The organism is Mesorhizobium sp. USDA 4413, assembly GCF_056280365.1.
In genome coordinates this window covers 1,822,115-1,841,861 of record NZ_JBVPRP010000001.1, presented here as the reverse complement: position 1 = coordinate 1,841,861, position 19,747 = coordinate 1,822,115, and the positions used below count along the sequence as shown (strand labels likewise).

Sequence of the window (19,747 nt, the reverse complement as noted above, 5' to 3'; positions counted from 1 at the left end):
CAACGATCTGACCGTCACCTATCGAATCCATGTCTCAACGGCATTTCCGCAGCTTGCGGCGGTTCACCATACTAATCCTCAGATCCAGAGCGAGCCCGCGCCGTGGCTCGTGGCCGCGCAACCAGAAGGAAAAGACGATGTTCAAAGGCAAGACAGCGCTCATCACCGGTTCGACCAGCGGCATCGGGCAAGGTATCGCCGAAGCCTTCGCGGCCAAGGGCTGCAACATCGTTCTGAACGGCTTTGGCGACGCCGCCGAGATCGAACGGCTTCGGGCAAAGCTCGCCGCCGATCATCGGGTCGCCGTTCGATACGACAATGCCGACATGAGCAAGGGCGACGCGATCACCTCGATGATGGACAAGGCCATCGCCGAGTTCGGCGCCATTGACATACTGGTCAACAATGCCGGCATTCAGCATGTCGCTCCGATCGATGACTTCCCGGTCGAGAAATGGGAAGCGGTCGTGGCGATCGATCTCATGTCTTCGTTCTACACGATCCGGCGTGCGTTGCAGGCGATGAAGGCGCGCAAATGGGGTCGCATCATCAACGTGGCCTCGGCGCACGCGCTCGTCGCCTCTCCCTACAAGTCTGCCTATGTCGCGGCCAAGCATGGCGTCGCCGGCCTGACCAAAACCGTCGCGCTGGAGGTCGCCGAACAAGGCATCACGGTCAACGCCGTTTGCCCAGGCTACGTGCTCACCCCGCTTGTCGAGAAGCAGATACCCGACACGGCGAAGGCCCGTGGGATCACCGAGCAGCAGGTGATCAAGGATGTCCTGTTGGCCGCGCAGCCCACCAAGCAATTCGTCACTGTCGAGCAGGTTGCCGCGCTGTGTCTGTTCCTGGCGTCGGACGAGGCGGCCTCGATCACCGGCGCCGTGATGCCGATCGAAGGCGGTTGGACCGCTCACTAGACCTGCACGAGGAGCGAAGGCCATGAACAAGATCACGCAAAACCTATCCGCCCCGCTACCAGAACCGGCGACTGGGCACCAGGGCGACGTCAAACGTCAGACCGTCCTTGTCCTTCAAGGCGGCGGCGCGCTCGGCGCTTATCAGGCCGGAGTCTATCAGGCGCTGGTCGAGGGCGGCATCGAACCGGACTGGGTCATAGGCACGTCCATCGGCGCCATTAACGCTGCGCTGATTGCCGGGAACAAGCCCGGCGATCGCCTGCCCAGGCTTCAGGAATTCTGGGACAGCGTCAGCCGCAGTAGTCCATTCGACCAGTTTTTCCGGATGATGGTGCCGAGCAACATCTTTGCCAATATGGGCACGGTCATGCGCGGCATTCCGGGATTCTTCGAACCGAACCCGAGCGCCATGTTCGGAGTGAACCGCGAGGTCGGTGTCGAGAATGCCTCCTATTACACGACGGATCCGCTCAAAAGGACCCTGAACACCCTGGTCGACTTCGACTACCTCAACGGTCGCCACACGCGGCTGACGGTCGGGGCGGTCAACGTCAATACCAGCGAGCTCAAATACTTCGATACGCGCGAGATGATCCTGTCGGCGGCGCATATCATGGCGTCAGGCGCCTTGCCGCCGGCGTTTCCGGCGGTCTGCATCAACGGCGAGCCCTATTGGGACGGCGGCATCTATTCAAACACGCCGATCGAGGTGGTGCTCGATGCGCGACCCAGGCGAGACGCGCTGATCTTTGCCGTCAACATGTGGCAGCCCCGTGCCACCGAGCCGAAATCGATCTGGCAGGTCATGGGGCGGCAGAAGGATCTCCAATACGCCAGCCGCGGCCGGAGCCACGTTGCGCGGCAGGAGCAGTTGCATCGGTTGCGGCATGTCGTGCGGGAAATGGGCAGGCTCGTGCCCGAGGAGCGTCGCGAGGATCCGATGTTCAAGGAACTCGCCTCCTATGGTTGTCCGTCGGTCATGCACCTCGTCCGCCTGCTTTCCCCGCGACTGGACGGCGAGGACCACACCAAGGACATCGATTTCACCCGCTCGGGAATCCGCACGCGCTGGCAAGCAGGATACGAGCACGGGCAGCGCGTCCTCACCGACAAGCCTTGGGAATGCGAGGTCGACATGCTTCAGGGCATCGTGATCCACGAATCCCAAGAGTGATGCGCCACGCCGAGGAAGATACGGAGATACCGATGCAGATCATCACCCCCGGCATGCGGTTGATTCCGGAAGCCGTGCTCGCCAACGACGCGGCGCTCTTCCGCACGATCCCGGAGACCCCTTCGCACGCGGACAAGTCACTGCACCGCGTCGTCATTGTGGGCGGCGGCGCCGGCGGCCTGGAGCTGGCGACACGCCTTGGCCGCAAGTTCGGCAACCGGCGGCTTTCCGTCACGCTTGTCGACCGTAACCGCACTCATATCTGGAAACCGCTTCTGCATGAGGTGGCATCCGGTGCCTTGAGCGCGTCGCACGACGCGGTTGAATACATCGCCCATGCCAGCCGCCATGGGTATCGATACCGCATTGGCGAGATCGTCGGCATCGATCGTGCCAAGCGCCAGGTTTTCGTCGCGCCCAGTTTCGACGATGACGGCCGCCAAGTCATACCGCCACGTGTTCTGGGTTACGACACGCTGGTCATGGCCGTGGGCAGCGTCAGCAACGATTTCGGCACACCGGGTGCCGCGCGCCACGCCATCTCGCTTGACACCGCCGAGCAGGCCGTCCGGTTCAACAAGCGCATGATCGACGCATGCCTGCGCGCCAACGCGCAATATGAGCAGCTGTCGCCGGGCCAACTCCATTGCGTCATCGTCGGCGCCGGCGCAACCGGCGTGGAACTGGCGGCGGAACTGCACAAGTCGATGCGCGAAATTGCGTCGCACAATCTCGACAATATCGATTTTGAAAGGCTGATCCGCATCACCATCGTCGAAGCAGGGCCGCGGATCCTGCCCGCGCTGCCTGAGCAAATGGCGAGCGCAACGGCACGCTTGCTGATCAAGCTGGGCGTCCAGATACGATGCGGGATCAAGGTCACCGAAGCGACCGAAGACGGTATTCGGCTTGGCGACAAGCTCTTTGTGCCTGCCGAACTGGTCGTCTGGGCGGCCGGAATCAAGGCGCCGGAATTCCTGAAAGGCCTCGATGGGCTCGAAACCGATCGCATCAATCGCCTGATTGTCGATGAAACGTTGCGCGCGGTGGGCGACGAGAATGTGTTCGCGATCGGTGACTGCGCGAACTGCGTGATTCCGGGCGAGGAAAGCGCCTTGCCGCCGCGTGCCCAAACGGCTCATCAGCAGGCAGATCACATGGCCAAGGTGATTGCAGCACGTCTCGCAGGGCGTGCCACGCCAGTGTATCGCTACCGTGACTACGGCTCGCTCGTTTCACTCGCCGACTACGGTGCGTTCGGCAGCCTGATCGGCGGACTGAAGATCGAAGGTCTTGTTGCGAGGTTCGTCTATCGCTCGCTGCACAAGATGCATCTCAAGGCGGTGCACGGGCTCGCCAAGACAACGCTTGCTTCGATCGGCGAGATGATCGTCAGGCGCGCCAGACCGCGAATCAAGCTTCACTGAGGTCGGCGGAGGCGCTGCGATGGAAAAGTATGACGTCGTCATCCTGGGCGGTGGCAATGCCGGCATGGGTGCCACGGTCGCGACGCGTGCCGCCGGACTTTCCGTCGCCATGATCGAGGCTCGTGATCTTGGCGGCACATGCCCCAATCGCGGCTGCACGCCGAAGAAGGTCCTGGTTGCGGCGGCCCACGCGCTCGACGAGATCGCAAGAGCCGGTAGTCATGCAATCAAGGTCGATCCGCCGAGGCTCGATTGGCGGGCCTTGATCGAGCGGGAAAAGGACATCATCGCGAGTCTCCCATCCCGGCTGTCCGGATTAATGGCAAAGCGAGGCGTCGATGTCATCCACGGCGAGGCCGTATTCATCGCCAGCAATGCAATCCGCGTCGGCACCCGGCAGCTTGAGGCCAGAAACATCGTCATCGCCACCGGCTCCAAGCGGCGCCCGCTGTCAATCCCGGGATCCGAATTTCTGACCACATCCGACGATGTTTTGAGCGATCCTGTGTTGCCTCGCGCCGTGGTGTTCATTGGCGGCGGCGTTATCGCCTTCGAACTCGGCCACGTCTATGCGCGCGCCGGCGTCGAGGTGACTATCCTCGAGGCACTGCCGCAACTTCTGGGAGGCTTCGATGCGGATGCCGTTGCTCAACTTCGCAGCGAGAGCGAGCGACTGGGATCGCCATCCACACCAAGGCCCGGATCAAGCAGATCGAATCGGCCGACGGGCGACTTCGGGTGCGCTTCGCGAAGGATGGCGTGGCGTCGACGCTGATCGGGCCGTCAATTGCGCGGGACGCCTGGCCAACGTGGGGGGCCTGGACCTTGGGGCGGGTGTCATCGTGCATCGCGAAGGCCGGATCGAGATCGACGAGCATCTGCGCTCGCGTTCCAACCCAGACATCTACGTCTGCGGCGATGCCGTACAGAACTCTCCGCAGCTTTCGCCGGTAGCGACGTATGAAGGCGCGATCGTCGGCCGCAACATAGTCGACGGACCGAAGCATCGGCCGGACTACAGTCACATACCCGCGTCGCTCCACAGCATCCCGGCCGTGGCCGTCGGCTTGACCGAGGCCCAGGCGAGGGAGCGCGGCCTCATGGTCAACGTCCACCTGAACGACATGCAGGGCTGGCTCTCCGCCAGGACTTACGCGGAGCCGGTCGCATGGTCGAAGATCATCGTCGAGGAAACGACAGGCAGGATCCTCGGAGCTCACCTGGTCGGGCATACCGGCGAAGACCTGATCCACATTTTTGCGCTCGCAATGAAGCACGGCATCACGACGCGAGACCTGTCCTGAGATGGTCTGCGCTTTCCCGACTTTTGCAGCGGATATCAGGAACATGGTGTAACGCTTCGGCCCGGGCCAGCGAAGTAGAGCGGAGCCTGGCATGTGTCGATGCACGCAGGGCATCAAAAACATGCAGAAAAAACATGGCAATTGCCGAGGGGTTACGGTGGTAGGCTACGCGGGACGTGTGAAAGTGCAGACATGGCCGCCCACGACCAGGCAATGACATTCGAGCAGTCCGTCCAGGCAGCCATCGAACTTGATGCGCCCCTCAATGAACGGCTGGCAGTAGTTGCGGCGGCGGTTCGCCGCCTGAACTCGGAATTCGCTGACGCCGTCGAGCGACTGGTGGACCGTCTTGAAAAGCAGGGCGCCGGCACAATGGCGCCGGCTCCCGGCGAAGCCATGCCTGGTTTCCTGTTGCCTGACGATCAGGGCAGGCTCGTCAGCCTCGCCGAAATTTTGGCCAAGGGGCCAGCCGTCATCACCTTTCAGCGCGGTCACTGGTGTCCTTATTGCCGCTTGAACGCCATCGGGATTGTCGAGGTGCACCGCGAGATCGCGGAATTGGGGGGACAGGTGGTTGCGATCATGCCGGAGCGTCGCAAATTCGCGAAGGCCATGAAGGCACTGGTCGGCGCACAGTTCCCATTCCTGATCGACATGGACAATGGATATGCATTGTCGCTCAACCTCGCGATCTGGGTTGGCGCCGAAATGGAAAGGCTCATGGGCCTGGGGCTCGACATCCCCAACTATCAGGGCAACAGCAGCTGGTTTATGCCCATTCCAGCCACCTTCATCGTCGGAACGGACGGGATCATCAGGGATCGCTTTGTCGATCCGGACTACCGCCGTCGCATGGACATTGACGACCTGATCGCGACGCTCAAGCGGGCTCGCTGACGCCGAAGGACGACCAGTCGGCGGCCCTCAAAAGGTTGAGCAGGGTTGTCGCGACCGGCGAGCGATGCCTGCCGGCTACCGCATAAACCGAAACGATCCGCGAGACGTCCAGATCGCGAAGTTTCAGCCGGCGGGTGGAAGGGGATCGCGGTGCCGTAAGCGTGACAAAGCCCACTCCGGCATTGGCCTCGAGCAGCGCGAGCAGATCCTGGTCCGTCTCGACCTCATGCGCGGTCCTAGGCGTATACCCCTTGGCGGAAAGAGATCTCGCCAGTTCCTCGCTCGTCTCCCAATCGATCCGGCTGAGCACAGGTTCGGCGGCAAGCTGCGCCAGCGCGACATCGGCCTCGTTTCGACGGGCGAGCGGATGATCCGAATTGACGGCGAGCTCGATTCCTTCCTGGAACAGCGGCCATGTGTCCAGGCGATCCCAAGCCTGTCCGAGCGGACCGGCAATCGCAAGCTCCACTTCACCGCCCTTCAGCGCCTCTATCACAGCTGCTGGCGAGCCCCGGTGGATTTTGAGGTGCACACCGGGATAGGCTCGAAATAGCTCGGTGAACGGCGAAACCAGCAGCGCAATGTTGATGCTGTTCGAAATGGTGACATTGAGCGGCGCTACGTCACTGCTTTGCACAGCTTTGGCCAATGACTTTGCGGAGGTGGCCGCGTCGTAGCACTGTTGCAGCAACGGCAGCATCCGCCGTCCAAGTTCCGTGAGGTGCGAGTGCTGGCGCTCGCGTCGCAGCAGTTCGCCGCCTAATTCCTCTTCGAGCGTCTTAATGGCGCGCGTCAGAGCCGGCTGAGTGACGTTGCACTCCTCAGCCGCTCTTGTGAAATTCAAGGTGTTCGACAGGGCCAAAAAATAGCGGACCTGCTGCATCTCCATGAAATTTCGCCCCCTGAGCGAAATGGTTTATCAGCGACGGCGCACATTGCGAGACTAACTCAACTGATCGCGTTGAGCAAAGTCGCCTGCAGCGACGCCGCAGGAACGACGGGTTAAGCTTGAGATACGGCGTATGCGGTTGGTGCCCGAAGCCGCCCGAGGCGATCATCCACCCATTGAGGCACCCTCAATACCAGAGGTAGGAAGTCCCACGTAGTCGGGATTGGGCAAGTCTGCGAGCCCTGTGGCTCACGTCCGTTTCAGGCTGCGGGGAACTTTGTCTAAATCCGGCTTGAGGCGCGAAGCGGTCATCCGTGCCCGTGCAACAAACCAACGTTAAGCATCAATTCGAAAGACGCCACGCGATTTAAGAATCGTCTTGCCCCCGCTACCATTCGTCATCGAACGAGAACAAGCTGCTGTAGGCTCGGCGCGGCGCTCCCTACACCGCTCTCAATCGGCCGGGACTGTCGTCGCTCCTATCCACGGCTCTCCGCGCGATGAACCATTGGGCGGACAGAACGGTCATCTTTATGTTCTCATCGAGCATGCTTGAAATCAATTTCGTTGCGTCGACCGACGCTATTCGCTCCTGAGCTGGCTGGCTGCGTCGTTCCGCTGCGCAGCCGCGGTTTCCATCGATGCGGCTTCTCTGGGGAGCCCGGCCGCATAATTCTTGCGCAGCACGGCAAGGCCTGCGGACGGCCGCTACGATGGCGAAGGGCGCCGAAGACGAGATGGTCATCGCGCAGGACCTTGCGCAGCGCCGCGCTCGACCGTTTCGCGACCGAGAGCGCGAAATACTCGCCGAGCTTCACCGCGGCGACGTTAAAGCGCTTTGTCCACTGCGCGGCAAGCTTTCGGATCGCTCGGCGCGGCGCATCCGCCGGCGTCTCGCCCTGCGCCAAGCGGGGCGTATTGGCCCGGTAGGAAGCTTTCAGCTCGTAGATCACGCTGTCGCTCATAGCGTCGATCAAGCGCGTCAGGCGGCGCCTATAGGCCTTCTCAATCCCGGCGTTGGGTCGGACCGGGCGAAGCACCTTTTCGTTGCGCTTGGCCGTCCGACGACTTTGCAGGCTGGACATCACGATCCCTAAGCGTCTCGGCGATCTCGCGATCGTCGGGCGTCTGTGCTTTGAGGGGTTCCCAGAGGTTGAGCGTGATCAAGCGGTGACGGTCGGGGCTGTGTCGGATGCGGGCCTATCACCCGCCTCCCGAATGGCAACTCTGCCTGCCCGCTTACTAGCCGGGTTCTTGCTCGCGATGCCATCCGCACCGAAACGACCATGGCGTACACAGCCATGATTAGCGCGACTTCAAAGAAGACGGGAGCAGTATGAGGCGATCTCCCAGAGGCCCCGGCTCCTCAAAATCCTCAATCGGGTGCGTGTGCACCCAAATGGATACGAGCGAAGAAACCGAAAGCAAGATGATCAAGAACGCGAGTGCGTGGGCCAGATACTTGCGCCGCCTTGACCTGTATGTCATGGCCGACGCGACTGTTGGCGCGAGCCAAATTGACGATCAGGGTGACAACAAACGCGTAAGAAAGGAGATACGGAGGGAGCCTAAACATACGCGCGATTGCCTTCACACCCGCTTCGGCGACCTTCAGCTGCTCGCGTCGGGAGCCGCACTATCTGCTGGCGCCGAGGAATTCGCAACACGTCCGTCCCTGTAATCGGCTATGGGCAGACAGCAAGAACGCGCGCCTCCTGGACAAGCGATTTCCATTCGTCCCCGGCAATTGCGGTTCTGTCGGATGCGCATTCCGGCAAAAGCCAGTAGCTTGCGACCGAATGGCGGCGATAGGAGCCACGGCGGCTACCCTGTTGCCAGCCCTCAGGAAATTTTGTCCAAGAGCGGGGATATTTTAGCAACTTCGCGCGTTGATGGGCCCATGGGGACGGGTTCCAGCACAGCATCCTGGCCTTTGGGCAATGGCGAGGTCGCCGGATTGATCCGCAATTATGGCTGGGATTCCAGCCCGCTCGGGCCGCCGGGGGCGTGGACGCCTAGCCTTCGCACGACGGTCGACCTTATGCTCGCGGCCGAAGCACAGATCGTGATGTTCTGCGGGCCGGACTTCGTCGCGCTTTACAACGACGCCTATGCGCCGACCATCGGCGACAAGCATCCGCGCGCGCTCGGCCGACCAGCGCGGGAGAACTGGGCGGAGCTGTGGGACGACCTCGAGCCGCTGCTCAGAGGTGTGCTCACCACCGGTCAGACGTTCTCGGCCAAGGACCGGCCTTTTTATATCGAACGCTCGGGTAGGGTGGGCGAGACGGTGTATTTCGACGTCTCCTATTCGGCGGTGCGGGCACAGGATGGCTCGGTCGAGGCCGTGCTGTGCATCGTCTCGGAGACCACGGCGCGGGTGCTGGCGACGGCTCGGCTACGCGAGAGCGAGCAGCGGTTCCGCGCGCTGGTCAATGCGAGCTCCGATGTGATCTACCGCATGAGCGCGGACTGGCAGGAGATGCGTGAGCTGGACGGCCGCGGGTTCCTGTCGACGACCGAAGGCCCGGCGGTCCGCTGGCGCGAGGCCTATCTCTTTCCTGAGGATATACCCAGCGTCCAGGCGGCGATCGACAGGGCCATCGCGCAGCGCTCGGTGTTCGAGCTGGAGCACCGGGTGCGGCGCGCCGACGGCAGCGCCGGCTGGACGCTTTCGCGGGCGATCCCGATCCTCGACGAAGACGGGACGATCCTCGAATGGTTCGGCATGGCCGCGGACGTCACGGCAAGGCGCGCCAGCGACCAGCACATCCAGCTGCTGATGCGCGAGGTGAACCACCGCGTGAAGAACCAGTATGCGGTGATCCTGTCGATGCTTCGTGAGACGGCTAAGCGGGCGAACGACACGCGCCTGTTCGAGCACCAGTTCCGCGAGCGCATCATGGCGCTGTCGCGCTCGCACGACCTGCTGGTGGTGAACGACTGGCGCGGCGCCGGCATGTTCGACTTGGTGCGCGAGCACCTGAAGCCCTTCGCACATGAGGAGCGCGTGGAGCTATCGGGACCGGAGCTGACGCTGCGCCTCAACGCCGTCCAGAATATCGGCATGGCGCTGCATGAGCTCGGTACCAACGCCACGAAATACGGCGCGCTTTCGGCTGATATGGGGACGATCCGGGTGAGCTGGCGGGTGCCCACGCAGGCCGAGGAACGCAGCGATTTCGAGCTGGTCTGGGAAGAACGCACGGCGCGGGCCGCGGAGCCGCCCGAGGACGAACCGCATCTGGGCTTCGGCAGCATCGTGCTCCAGCGGGTGGTGCCCACCAGCCTCTCCGGCAGCGCTTCGCTGGAACGACAGCCCGGCTTCCTTCGGTGGACGCTCTCGGCGCCGCTGGAACACGTAGTTGTGCCGGCAGGACCGCACGATCGCGCCCGGGAAAGGGAGTCGGGTTGAGCGGCACCGGCTTATAGCCCCTGGCTAACGCTTGTGTCCCGCATCAGGCGCCGAACGAAATACTCTTCGTCGGTCCCGCCTGGTGGACGCTGCAGGCAAGCCGACAAAGAGCGCCTGCCACTCTGACAAACCAGCAGAACAAGGCAGCGAGCGGAGACGCGCTAGGCGTCTTCCTCATCGGCGTGCCGGTCGCATCGATGTCCGGCGGTGACCACGAGAGCGAGATCGCCGTGCTGAAAGGGCGCTGCGGGCCGCCGAAGACCTGATGTTCCGTCGCCAATCACGCCAAGGGCACCTGCCATATAGATGCTGTGGTCCCCCGGCGTTGGTTGGGCGATGCCGTCTTCCTCCCGGAAAGCAGGAACGCCTACGCTCGCATGCTGAGCCTTGGCTGGGTGGATGCGAACCGAAGGATTCACCCGGGCAAAGGCATCAACACCTACTGGAACTTCTCCTACCGCGGCGGCTACGATCGAAGCTCCGGGCTGCGCATAGATTATCTGCTCGTAAGCCCGTCCTTCGCAATGGCGGCTGAGGACCCGATCCGCGCGAGCTGCCGCCCAAGGGGCTGCGCAGCCGCCGACCTCTTCATTCCGGATCTCCACATCGGCAACATCAAAGTGAAGACCCGGATTTCGGTGAATTGAATTTCTTGCCCGGCTCAGGATCGCAAGTGGCACCAGAGCGTTACAGGACGAAACGACGCGGGCGATCGATACTAGCGAGACGACGGTGGCAGACAGGAATCCAAGCGAGGCGCCACCGACCGTCGGTAGGTCGTCGGCAGTGAAAGATACGAGAGCAGGCCGAGGCCTGATCAAGCGGGTGGCGATGATCGCGACAAGCTCAATACCGCCGCAGCGAAACTCCAGAATAGGCTGCGGATTGCGAATGACCTATCGGAGAGTTGTATTTGGTGAGGGTGAGGGTTGAGTAAGTCAGCGTCGCGTCGGCCCACAATCGAAGTGTCTTCCAACCGCCCTGCGAAGCCAGCCCCGCGCGGCGCGGCCAATCTCGCGCCACCTGCCTCCCGGCCGGTCCAGCTCGCAAAACCGGTGGACACAGTTCCTGCCGGCGATCGCTGGATCCACGAATACGATGGCTACCGCATTCTCGTCGCGGTGGGCGGCGGAGAGGCGCGCGCCTATACGCGCTCCGGCCTGGACTGGTCTGGCCGCTTCCTCTCCATTTTGTCTCGTCGCGGGGTTGTCTCCAGGCGTCACCCTTGAGCCGGCGGGTTGGCGCCGGATGGCTGGTGCTGGAAACGGGGGGCGAGTTGCAGGCGCGGGCGCGCCGGCCTGGACGCTGGTGCTTCCTCGGTGTCTTCGCGGCCTCGTAATGGTGAGCGCATGGACGCCACTGGCGAATGCCGGAATTGCCGCGCGATGGTTCTCCTGGCCCAATTTGTTCTTCCTTTCGCCTATTCCCTTGGTGACAGCCCTACTAGGCTGGCTGGAATGGCGCTCGCTCAACAACAGCTCCGAAATGACGCCGTTCAGCGCCGCCATCGGTCTGTTCCTGATCTCCTATCTCGGCATCGCGATCAGCCTTTGGCCGATGATCGTGCCGCATGTCTACGCGCTATGGGATGCCGCTTCGGCACCGAGCATGCAGGCGTTCCTCGCGGTGGGCACGCTGTTTCTTCTGCCGGTCATCCTCATGTACACCGGATGCCGCGGCAAGGTGAAGGCGGACATCGGCTATCACTGACGGTCCACCGCACAGGATCGTACGAGGGGCCGAAGGCAGTGAACCCGCAAGAGGCCTTCCATCTCGAAGGATTGCCGATAACCGAACTCAACTGGCGACTTCGATAAACCGCATGCCTGACAGGCATGATTGGCCCGGGCCTGCGGGGAAGAGAACCAACGAGCAAACCTAGCTGCTGAACTTCGGACCTTGAGTGACACGCCGTTGCCGGTCCCGGAGTGAATGCTGCTGTCCCTGGACCTTAGAGCCACGGTTGCGGAACTGATAGGTCCTATTCGGGACCGAACCTATCCACAGAAATATTTTGTTGGTATTTCTGTTGGTCGCAACTGAGGTTGACCTTGTCCTAAGTGTCTGAGCGAAAAACAGGTTTTTTCTCACTTTAGATTCCGCCTCTGGCACCATCCCCTCTTCTCCCCAAGCATGAAAAATGCGACGGCCGTACCGCGTACCTCTTTCAAGGGAGGCCGTAAGCGTCCTGACTTCGCTTAAACAAATCTCTGGTGGTGGATCGCTGCTGTTTCCTTATGTTCGAAGGCGACTTACCCAAGGCGGTGCCTGGCCGCGAAGGCCAGCTCATCGACTATCTACGCGCCAATCTCTCGCCGTTGCCTGCTCTTGCAATTTCTTTGCGCATGGCCTTCCGCTCAGCGGCCCTTGTTGTTCGAAGCCAAGCTCGGCCAGGCTGCGAACAGTTCGCGGGTGTAAGGTTGTCGAGGCGAAGCGAACAACGGTCCAACCTCGCCGCCCTCAACCACCCTGCCTGCGCGCATCACGATGGCATTTTCCGCGATCAGCCGCACAACTGCCAGATTGTGGCTGATGACGACAAGCGTGATGTTTTCGGCGCGCCTGATGTCCTGCAAAAGGTTGAGCAGATCGCCCTGAACGGAGACGTCTAGGCCCGCGGTCGGCTCGTCCGCGATGAGGATGGAGGGCTTCATCAAGAGCGCGCGAGCGATCGCCACCCGCCTCGCCTGCCCGCCACTGATCTCATGCGGGTATTTGTCGATGACACTGTCGGGCAGGCCGAGCCGTTTCAGGATGACGAGCAGGCGCTCATGCGTCGCCGCATGCGGTTCTTTCAGCACCGTGCCGACCTCGTTCATCAGCGCGCGGATGCGGCTGCGCGGCGACAACGAGGCGGCTGGCTCCTGGAAGATCGGCTGGACGATGCGGGCGCGCTGCCTGAGCGCGGCGCGCCCCTGCTGCAAAGGAGTGCCGAGGATGCGGATTTCGCCCGCGTCCAGTCGCTGCAAGCCGAGCATCGCCCGCATCAGTGTCGTCTTGCCGGATCCGGATTCGCCGACGATGCCGAAGCATGTCCCCTGCGGGATCGAAACCGAGACGCTCTCCAGCGCCGCCGTCTCGCCGAAGCGCAGCCGCGCGTCAAGAACTGTGATCGCGTCGGTCATGGCGTCACCAGCCGAAGACAGCGGGCGCCATGCGCCGCGTTGCCGGCAACGGGATAGTCGCCGGGAACCACCTTCGCGCAATCCGCGAACGAGACGTCGCAGCGGCCGTTGAAGATGCAGCCGGGCGGCCGCCTGCGGGGGTCGGGCAATTCCCCGGCAATGACGGTGAAGCGGTTCTGCGCGGCATCGGCATGACGCTCGCGATCGATCGGGATTTCGCAGTCGAACAGCATGCGCGTGTAGGGATGGCCGGGCCGACGCTGGACGTCCCGCACCGAACCGCTCTCCAGCCGCTCGCCGGCATAAAGCACCGAAATGCGGTCGCAATGCTCGGTGACCAATCCCAGACTGTGCGTGATCAGAAGCACCGCGCAGCCGATGCGGTCGCGCAGGCCGATGATCTCGCGCATGATCTGCGCCTCGACGGTGACATCGAGGGCCGTGGTCGGTTCGTCCGCGATCAGCAATGCCGGTTCCGACAGCAGCGCCATGGCGATCACCACGCGCTGGCGCATACCGCCAGAGAGTTCATGCGGATACTGGTTCATCCGCTGCTTCGGATTGCTGAGCTTCACCTTCGCAAGCGCATCCTCGGCCCGCGCGATCCGGGTCTTGCGGTCGCTGTCGGGCGCGCGCCGGCGCAGCACCTCGATCAGTTGCGTGCCGATGGTGAAAACCGGGTTGAGCGACAACATCGGATCCTGGAAGATCATCGCCATGCCCCGACCGCGCAAGGGCGCCGTCGCATTAGGCTTGGTCAGGTCGAACTCCCTGCCTTCGATGGTGGCGGTGCCTGAGGTCACCGTGGCATTGTTGGCGAGCAGGCCCATCAGCGCGAAGGCGACCGTCGATTTGCCGCTGCCGGATTGGCCGACAAGTCCGAGCATCTCGCCCTTCTGAATGTCCAGCGACACGTTGCGCAATGCGGGCGCCGTGCCGATCGGCAGATTGTAGTCGACCGAGAGATTGCGCAGCCACTGGTCCCGGCAGACCAGGTCGACGATATCGTCGATGGCATCGCGGCCCTCATCGACGGCTTCTTCTGGCAGAATGCCGGTGAGTATGAAGAAGAGGATCTTGAGCGCGCGCGCAGGATCTGCTGGCGCTATGTCTGCCTGCAGATACCCGGCATCGAGCTTTGAGGGCGTTTAAACACGACCCAGAAGCGGACCTGCGAGGCTCCGAACTTTCCCTCAGAAGACCGGCACCCTTCGATATGTGATCCTGTCCATTCAGCCCCTATTGCCACTCAGGGGGCGAGACTAATTTCCCAATCTTCTGTTTGTGCTGCTCGGAAGAGATCTTGTAGTACACGGTGAGAAGTTCTCGACATTGGGCCAGAATTGGAGCCATGCTGAACACCTAGCCTGATCATTTGTGGCAATTCAGCCAACCCGGTCGCGTCTAAGTTCAATTGGTTGCCATGAGCCGAGAAATCCTTTGGACATCACTATTGCTTGCCGTGCTGGTTGCCAGCGCAATGGTGGGCGCTTTCTTGCGAGTGAGGCTTCCCGCGCCGCATCGCAGCAGCGAATCGGTCGATTTCTTGCGCAACGTGACAGCGCTCTTGGTCACCTTTGCCGCTCTCGTCATGAGCTTGCTTCTGGCCTCGGAAACCAGCTCCTACAATTCGGCCTATCGTGACCGAAACAATTACGCCGCAGCTCTCACGCAGCTCGACGGTTGCATGCAAGACTACGGCTCCGAGCTTGCCGCGCAACGCCAACAGCTGCATGGCTACACAGCCGCGGTCATTGCCAGCACATGGCCCCAAGAGCCCAGGCCGGAAGGAGTTGCGTATCCCGACACGTCCAACTTTCCGCTCGTCGGCGAGGCTTCAGCGCTCACAGGGATTATGCGCGGAATCGGGCTTTCGCTAGCGGCATTGCAACCGCAGGATTCGCTGCATCAGTCGGTCGCAATTCGGTGCAAGGAGATTTTCTCCAACGTCACGGCTTCGCGTTGGGCTGTTATCGAAGACGCCCGGGGAACGGTTTCCGAGCCATTTGCCGGCGTACTGACGTTTTGGCTGACATTGATGTTCCTGAGTTTTGGCCTCCAGGCCCCGCGAAACTCACTGTCGATCTTCGTCATGGCAATCGCCGTCGTCTCTGTCGCGAGCGTGATGTTTGTGATTCTCGACCTTGACCTGCCGTATGGCGGCATTTTTGGAATCCCAAGTACCTCGATGCGCCTTGCACTCGCCGACATGTTGCGCTGACTAGCACGCCAGCGTCTCCTGCGGTCCTCGGCGCTCCCATTCTACGCCGGTGATAGCCCAACGGACAGTCGATGGCGGTGGACCAGAAGTCGAACCTGACCCGCAGGACCCGTCGTTTATGTAGCTCCAACACGATTATGTGGATGCGCCTTCGTCAGGAGGCGTCGAGTAAGGACGTCTTATAGACCGAGCGTTTCGTCCAGCCAGTCGTACATGCGTGCATTCGAGAAGCGACCTGCACCGGCCTCACAATGAGCGCCAGCACCGTCATGAATACTGAAGCTCATCAGCATCTTGTCGCAGGTCAAATGCTGGTAGAGCTGTTCCGGTTGCCCCTTGAAAAAGAGATCCCCTTCCGCATCGCATACCAGGGTCGGACAACGGATCCGCTCGGCAATACCACCATCCAGCGTGAAGGCGAGCGCCTTGTGAAGGTACTCACTTGGGCTGGATGCACCGAAGCACCACATGCCGTGCGTGATCGACCAACGAGCCACGGGAGACTTCTCCATGGCTATCTGCAGGACCTCATCGACACGCGAAGATGCTCCCGATTTCAGCGCGCCGAGCGCAGCATTGCGCTGTGCCTCAGGCAGGCCCGCGAAGTAAGGCGCGGCGTAGTCGTACACGCCGTCATTCGCGATTAGGGCTGCGATACGATGCTCGAAAGCGGCAGCACGGGGCGCGAGATACCCGCCCATGCTGTCGCCTCGAAGGGCGATTCGCTTTGGGTCAACGCCGGGCAGACCCAGCACAAAGTCAACCACGGGCGTTAGGACCTTCTCCCAGTCCGGCCGAAAAGTCAGGCCTTCCCGGTGCAGCGGCCCGGATTGTCCCGGTCCATCAAAGCAAAGAACGTGGTAGCCGCGCTCGACCGCCGCACGCGCACCGCTCCAATGCTTCTCCTCGGCTGAACCGTCAAAGCCAGTATGAAGGATGAGCAGCGGACGAATCTTACTGTCGACCCGATGAAAATAACCAGGAAGGGTCGTTTTCTCGTAGGGAATTTCAACAGGCTCGATAGGAACTTCATACAATGCGGCGGCGGCTTTGTAACAAGCGACCGAACATTCATATGCCCTAATAACACGCGGGTCCTTCGGATTTGCGTGCAGGAAGAATTCCGAGGACCGGTAGTAGCTGCATGCGCGAAGATAGCTGTCGCGGGCACTGACGCGGTGGTTTCGCCGAAGCTGTCCGTCGGCTTCGAGCGCAATACGATCAGCGATGCCATTCCACTGCTCGTACCAGCTCTCATAATCTCCCGCCCTTATTCGAGCGCTGGTTGCCAGCACTTCGCCAAAAGAAGCGGCACCATATTCGTCGGCGCCGAACATGCGAACCGTTTCGAACCAGAACTGTGCGTCAGTGGGGAAAAGAAACTGGGTCGGGGAATAGGTTTCAGAAGATTGGGAACTCTCGGTCATGGCTTCGCTCCTTTGGCCCAGCATACCGGAACACGTTCCGTTGCTGGTGTGGTCAGGTGACTAGCGCCAAGCGGCCCGCCAGGACGCGTTGATCCGAATTCGAACAACGTTCTGACTGTCGGATCTGGGCGCCTGCCCGCCCCATCCTTCGATAACGAACGGGATCTCCACGACCTCCCCCGCAGGTCGGCGTGATGGGGCGGAATTGCTCCGTGGCGCCCCAAGACTGTCAGCCTTCGCCCTCGCGCCGAACGCGACGACCGCACTGCTGGAGATGATCAGAAAGCTTCGACGGTCCAGCATATGATGCCCCATCTCACATTCCAGCCGGGCTTGGCCGAAGCCTTGTGTGAAAGTCCGGTTGCCCGGCCGACCGAGCCGCCCGTAAGACCAGGTTGTAGGCACGGGTGGTTTGGCGGTTGGAAAAGTTCAGGAGCGCAAGTTCGAAAGCTCGAGCCGGATCCGCCCCACCCGCCAGATAAAATTCGGCGCCATGATCAGCGAAGGCCAGGAGATGTCTCCCTAGAAGCGATTCGAACCCGCTTCGGGCGGCTGTCATAAAGGTTTCGGCACCTGCAGGATCTTCCGTTGCCTTCGCCACTTCCGATAGGCGCCAAAGGACTTCGGGGTCGCTGCTCGAATGCACGGCGCGCAACAGACATTCCGCCTCGTTGGTCTGCCCTTCGGCCAGCAGGATCTCCGCCAGATGCACCCTGGCTTTCACATAACATGGCAGATAGTGGAGAGCGACCCTGTACCATTGAGCGGCGCGTTCGGCGCAGGGTTCCGTACGGCGCTCTCCCCACAGCACTCCGAGTTCGAAGCAAGCCCAGGCAAGCGCAAAAGGCGATATTTCCCCGTATTCCCGGAGAGCGCGAAGAAAGGTTTGTTCAGCCGCATCGAATTCGCCCAAATCGCCAAGCAGTGCTCCGAGCGGAACCAACTCCTCCCAGAGTCCGGGCCGGATGGCGCGCTCGCGCCGCCTCGACAGAAGCCGCGCCATGTCGGTACCGGTAGCTTGGTCGATCGCCAGGGAGAGTCCCTCTACGCTCTCTGGCAGCGCCCCAAGCGCCTCTCCTCGCGCCAGGGCTGCTCTTGCGTCGCCAAATCGGTGAGTGGCGCTCGCCACCTGTGCAAGCACCATCCATGTCTCCGCCGCCTCGGGGTCTACTCGTAGAAGTTCATTCGCGAGTGTCTCCATACGATCAAAGGCGCTCGTGTCGCCGCAAAACTGGGCTGTGAGCAACTCCTGATCCAGGAGCGCAGCGGCCGCGGCAGACTGGGTTGGTGTTCGCCAGAACCGGGCCCAGCCATGAAGGCGAGCGCCCTCGAGATTGTGCGCGGCTATCGAGCCATGCGTCGCTTGCTTAAGATCAATCATGGACCAACAGTCTGCTCAAGGTGCAGCCGAGCCGAAACGCGCCTTCAAGCCTTCCAGACCGACCTTTTCCAAAGTGGTGACAATCGCCTTCACGACAGCATCCGGCTGCCCATCCGCCCAATACTGGATACGCCACTGCACCGAACAGCCAGTTCCGTGCGGCTTCACGTCGAGCATCCCTGTGTAGTCCGCGGCCGGGATCCCGCTGATCAAGGAGTAGCCATAGGATCTTTGACCAGGATCCATCGATTCCAAGCGCTCCACGATACGCTTTCCGTCAACCGTTTCGATTGTGCGCACCTGCCCAATGCCGGTACCGGCAGTGTCTATGTGGGCAATCAATGGATGCCACATGCCACCGAAGTCGCCTATCAACGCCCATACCGGTTCGGGCGACGCCAGCAGGTTCACAGTGGTGACCGCGGTCTGCAGTTGCGCATTGGGCGAGGCTAGGTAGGGAAAGGATTTGCTCGCAGCTTTGGTGGCGCTTGCCGCACCGCCCTGCATGAAAGGACCTCGGTCTCGGTTCACCAACCAGGTGAGCAAGATATCGAAATCATGCGTATCGATAGTCCGGCCGCCGCCGGTCTCATAAGCGACGCCATTGAGCGTACTCTTTTCAATTTCGAGAAAGCTCGTGTCCGTAATCGGTTTATGCACATCGAACAGCAAGAAATCATCGAGGAACACCTCGACGCTTGCCGCTATTTCCTCGGAGCTCCAGTCGGCCTTGCCGTCACGCATGTCGTAATTCTCCAGACTGTCCTTCAGCCGCCGTCGGAAAATCGGTTTGAATTCTTCGCGGATTGCAAACGGGGTCTGCTGATTCCACAGGTCACGGAGATCATCTGCTTCGACTAATCCCGGATTGTTCAGCCGCAGATTGGTTTGTTCCGGCCGGCCGATCCAATCGAACCGATGGGGGTTTAGATTAAGCAGACCCGGCGGTGACGGCACCGGAGTTGTCTCGGCCACCGCGGCGAACAATGAGCCGCTCTGCGGGTTTAGAACGCGCTGCGTATCGAACTCGAGGACAATCGACAGAACATTGTCGTGCTGCAGCAGATTCGGACATGGCGTCAACGAGTCCTTGCCTACGACCCAGGCGAGCAGAAAAGGATCCGACCGCAAGCCGGCAAAAATTCTGAAGACGCCATCGTCTGTTTTCGCGCCATCCTCGTCATCAACGGCGAAACGCAGTTGCTGGCCGCCTGGCAAGGTGCAGGTGCCGTGCTGCACCGGTCTGCCATCCGGTCCAGGCTCAAGGACTTCAAATCGGCAAGTGAAGCGGTACTCATCGGACGACGTCCGGAATTTCGACGCTGCGCCAAGTCCCACAACGGCAGCGGGGCGGATCGACAAGGTATAATCGCACGCATTCGAGAATAGAGCTGTGGCTCCGGCGGAAGGAAAGGCATTCACCGCAAACACCATACGGGCCGGATCTTCCGGGCTCGTGAAGGCGAATAGATCGGTAAGATCAACAGATGGATCTCCGATCTGCCGTGGGCCATCGATATGATCCGACATAGATGTTTCCGCTGCGATTGCGCCCGAAGAAGTAACA

At 61.4% G+C, this 19,747-nt stretch carries 18 protein-coding genes; 11 read left to right on the top strand and 7 right to left on the bottom strand.

What is annotated here, in order from left to right; all coding sequences use genetic code 11:
• Nucleotides 1-137: 137 nt before the first annotated feature.
• The 6 genes from ACVMIM_RS08955 to ACVMIM_RS08930 all read left to right on the top strand — a co-directional run bounded on the left by ACVMIM_RS08955 (nucleotide 138) and on the right by ACVMIM_RS08930 (nucleotide 5,722).
• Nucleotides 138-920: a 3-hydroxybutyrate dehydrogenase gene (locus tag ACVMIM_RS08955; protein WP_041002662.1), complete on the top strand. Its 783-nt coding sequence runs from the start codon at nucleotides 138-140 to the stop codon at nucleotides 918-920.
• Nucleotides 921-942: 22 nt separating this feature from the next.
• Nucleotides 943-2,094 (top strand): patatin-like phospholipase family protein, encoded by a 1,152-nt coding sequence (locus tag ACVMIM_RS08950; RefSeq protein WP_476111646.1) that lies wholly within the window; start codon nucleotides 943-945, stop codon nucleotides 2,092-2,094.
• 32 nt (nucleotides 2,095-2,126) lie between these two features.
• On the top strand, nucleotides 2,127-3,521 hold the full coding sequence (locus ACVMIM_RS08945; RefSeq protein ID WP_476111645.1) for an NAD(P)/FAD-dependent oxidoreductase: 1,395 nt from the start codon (nucleotides 2,127-2,129) through the stop codon (nucleotides 3,519-3,521).
• A 19-nt stretch (nucleotides 3,522-3,540) separates the two neighbouring features.
• Nucleotides 3,541-4,296, top strand: coding sequence for an FAD-dependent oxidoreductase (locus tag ACVMIM_RS08940; RefSeq protein WP_476111644.1), 756 nt, complete (start codon nucleotides 3,541-3,543; stop codon nucleotides 4,294-4,296).
• 34 nt (nucleotides 4,297-4,330) lie between these two features.
• Nucleotides 4,331-4,825: an FAD-dependent oxidoreductase gene (locus ACVMIM_RS08935; RefSeq protein WP_476111643.1), complete on the top strand. Its 495-nt coding sequence runs from the start codon at nucleotides 4,331-4,333 to the stop codon at nucleotides 4,823-4,825.
• Between the two features lie 192 nt (nucleotides 4,826-5,017).
• The gene (locus tag ACVMIM_RS08930; RefSeq protein WP_476111642.1) at nucleotides 5,018-5,722 is read left to right on the top strand and encodes a peroxiredoxin-like family protein; all 705 of its coding nucleotides are present in this window, start codon (nucleotides 5,018-5,020) and stop codon (nucleotides 5,720-5,722) included.
• Here the strand turns inward: ACVMIM_RS08930 and ACVMIM_RS08925 are convergent.
• Together ACVMIM_RS08925 and ACVMIM_RS08920 are read right to left on the bottom strand one after the other, a co-directional pair.
• Nucleotides 5,706-6,611 carry a LysR family transcriptional regulator gene (locus ACVMIM_RS08925; protein WP_476111641.1) on the bottom strand — a complete coding sequence of 302 codons (906 nt, stop codon included), beginning with the start codon at nucleotides 6,609-6,611 and terminating at the stop codon, nucleotides 5,706-5,708. The genes ACVMIM_RS08930 and ACVMIM_RS08925 overlap by 17 nt on opposite strands.
• 539 nt (nucleotides 6,612-7,150) lie before the next feature.
• A complete protein-coding gene (locus ACVMIM_RS08920) occupies nucleotides 7,151-7,696 on the bottom strand; it encodes a hypothetical protein (RefSeq protein ID WP_476111640.1) in 546 nt (181 codons plus the stop codon).
• Nucleotides 7,697-8,511: 815 nt separating this feature from the next.
• Here ACVMIM_RS08920 and ACVMIM_RS08915 point away from each other — a divergent pair.
• The 3 genes from ACVMIM_RS08915 (at nucleotide 8,512) to ACVMIM_RS08905 (ending at nucleotide 11,736) form a co-directional block, all read left to right on the top strand.
• Nucleotides 8,512-10,026 (top strand): sensor histidine kinase, encoded by a 1,515-nt coding sequence (locus tag ACVMIM_RS08915; RefSeq protein ID WP_476111639.1) that lies wholly within the window; start codon nucleotides 8,512-8,514, stop codon nucleotides 10,024-10,026.
• A 377-nt stretch (nucleotides 10,027-10,403) separates the two neighbouring features.
• Nucleotides 10,404-10,673 (top strand): hypothetical protein, encoded by a 270-nt coding sequence (locus ACVMIM_RS08910; protein WP_476111638.1) that lies wholly within the window; start codon nucleotides 10,404-10,406, stop codon nucleotides 10,671-10,673.
• Between the two features lie 691 nt (nucleotides 10,674-11,364).
• Nucleotides 11,365-11,736, top strand: coding sequence for a cytochrome d ubiquinol oxidase subunit II (locus tag ACVMIM_RS08905; protein ID WP_476111637.1), 372 nt, complete (start codon nucleotides 11,365-11,367; stop codon nucleotides 11,734-11,736).
• Nucleotides 11,737-12,383: 647 nt separating this feature from the next.
• Here ACVMIM_RS08905 and ACVMIM_RS08900 read toward each other — a convergent pair.
• Nucleotides 12,384-13,151 (bottom strand): ABC transporter ATP-binding protein, encoded by a 768-nt coding sequence (locus ACVMIM_RS08900; protein ID WP_476111636.1) that lies wholly within the window; start codon nucleotides 13,149-13,151, stop codon nucleotides 12,384-12,386.
• A complete protein-coding gene (locus ACVMIM_RS08895) occupies nucleotides 13,148-14,038 on the bottom strand; it encodes an ABC transporter ATP-binding protein (protein ID WP_476111635.1) in 891 nt (296 codons plus the stop codon). The genes ACVMIM_RS08900 and ACVMIM_RS08895 overlap by 4 nt, the downstream gene beginning before the upstream one ends.
• On the opposite strand from ACVMIM_RS08895, the gene ACVMIM_RS08890 reads away from it, so the two are divergent.
• Entirely contained in the window at nucleotides 14,018-14,293 is a 276-nt protein-coding gene (locus ACVMIM_RS08890; RefSeq protein ID WP_476111634.1) for a hypothetical protein, read from the top strand. The two genes, ACVMIM_RS08895 and ACVMIM_RS08890, sit on opposite strands and share 21 nt — an antisense overlap.
• 320 nt (nucleotides 14,294-14,613) lie before the next feature.
• Nucleotides 14,614-15,372 carry a bestrophin-like domain gene (locus tag ACVMIM_RS08885; RefSeq protein WP_476117150.1) on the top strand — a complete coding sequence of 253 codons (759 nt, stop codon included), beginning with the start codon at nucleotides 14,614-14,616 and terminating at the stop codon, nucleotides 15,370-15,372.
• Nucleotides 15,373-15,551: 179 nt separating this feature from the next.
• On the opposite strand, the gene ACVMIM_RS08880 is transcribed toward ACVMIM_RS08885, so the two are convergent.
• The 3 genes from ACVMIM_RS08880 to ACVMIM_RS08870 form a co-directional block, all read right to left on the bottom strand.
• Nucleotides 15,552-16,799 carry an alpha/beta hydrolase family protein gene (locus tag ACVMIM_RS08880; RefSeq protein ID WP_476111633.1) on the bottom strand — a complete coding sequence of 416 codons (1,248 nt, stop codon included), beginning with the start codon at nucleotides 16,797-16,799 and terminating at the stop codon, nucleotides 15,552-15,554.
• Nucleotides 16,800-17,115: 316 nt separating this feature from the next.
• Nucleotides 17,116-18,180, bottom strand: coding sequence for a hypothetical protein (locus ACVMIM_RS08875; protein ID WP_476111632.1), 1,065 nt, complete (start codon nucleotides 18,178-18,180; stop codon nucleotides 17,116-17,118).
• A gap of 15 nt (nucleotides 18,181-18,195) precedes the next feature.
• Entirely contained in the window at nucleotides 18,196-19,710 is a 1,515-nt protein-coding gene (locus tag ACVMIM_RS08870) for a DUF4331 family protein (RefSeq protein ID WP_476111631.1), read from the bottom strand.
• Between the last annotated feature and the right edge of the window lie 37 nt (nucleotides 19,711-19,747).

What these genes read in the sequence shown, in the direction of transcription:
- ACVMIM_RS08955 (WP_041002662.1), top strand. Translation starts at nt 138, where the DNA reads ATGTTCAAAGGCAAGACAGCGCTCATCACCGGTTCGACCAGCGGCATC.
- ACVMIM_RS08950 (WP_476111646.1), top strand. Translation starts at nt 943, where the DNA reads ATGAACAAGATCACGCAAAACCTATCCGCCCCGCTACCAGAACCGGCG.
- ACVMIM_RS08945 (WP_476111645.1), top strand. Translation starts at nt 2,127, where the DNA reads ATGCAGATCATCACCCCCGGCATGCGGTTGATTCCGGAAGCCGTGCTC.
- ACVMIM_RS08940 (WP_476111644.1), top strand. Translation starts at nt 3,541, where the DNA reads ATGGAAAAGTATGACGTCGTCATCCTGGGCGGTGGCAATGCCGGCATG.
- ACVMIM_RS08930 (WP_476111642.1), top strand. Translation starts at nt 5,018, where the DNA reads ATGGCCGCCCACGACCAGGCAATGACATTCGAGCAGTCCGTCCAGGCA.
- ACVMIM_RS08925 (WP_476111641.1), bottom strand. Translation starts at nt 6,611, where the DNA reads ATGGAGATGCAGCAGGTCCGCTATTTTTTGGCCCTGTCGAACACCTTG.
- ACVMIM_RS08920 (WP_476111640.1), bottom strand. Translation starts at nt 7,696, where the DNA reads ATGTCCAGCCTGCAAAGTCGTCGGACGGCCAAGCGCAACGAAAAGGTG.
- ACVMIM_RS08915 (WP_476111639.1), top strand. Translation starts at nt 8,512, where the DNA reads ATGGGGACGGGTTCCAGCACAGCATCCTGGCCTTTGGGCAATGGCGAG.
- ACVMIM_RS08910 (WP_476111638.1), top strand. Translation starts at nt 10,404, where the DNA reads ATGCTGAGCCTTGGCTGGGTGGATGCGAACCGAAGGATTCACCCGGGC.
- ACVMIM_RS08905 (WP_476111637.1), top strand. Translation starts at nt 11,365, where the DNA reads ATGGTGAGCGCATGGACGCCACTGGCGAATGCCGGAATTGCCGCGCGA.
- ACVMIM_RS08900 (WP_476111636.1), bottom strand. Translation starts at nt 13,151, where the DNA reads ATGACCGACGCGATCACAGTTCTTGACGCGCGGCTGCGCTTCGGCGAG.
- ACVMIM_RS08895 (WP_476111635.1), bottom strand. Translation starts at nt 14,038, where the DNA reads ATGCTCGGACTTGTCGGCCAATCCGGCAGCGGCAAATCGACGGTCGCC.
- ACVMIM_RS08880 (WP_476111633.1), bottom strand. Translation starts at nt 16,799, where the DNA reads ATGACCGAGAGTTCCCAATCTTCTGAAACCTATTCCCCGACCCAGTTT.
- ACVMIM_RS08875 (WP_476111632.1), bottom strand. Translation starts at nt 18,180, where the DNA reads ATGATTGATCTTAAGCAAGCGACGCATGGCTCGATAGCCGCGCACAAT.
- ACVMIM_RS08870 (WP_476111631.1), bottom strand. Translation starts at nt 19,710, where the DNA reads ATGTCGGATCATATCGATGGCCCACGGCAGATCGGAGATCCATCTGTT.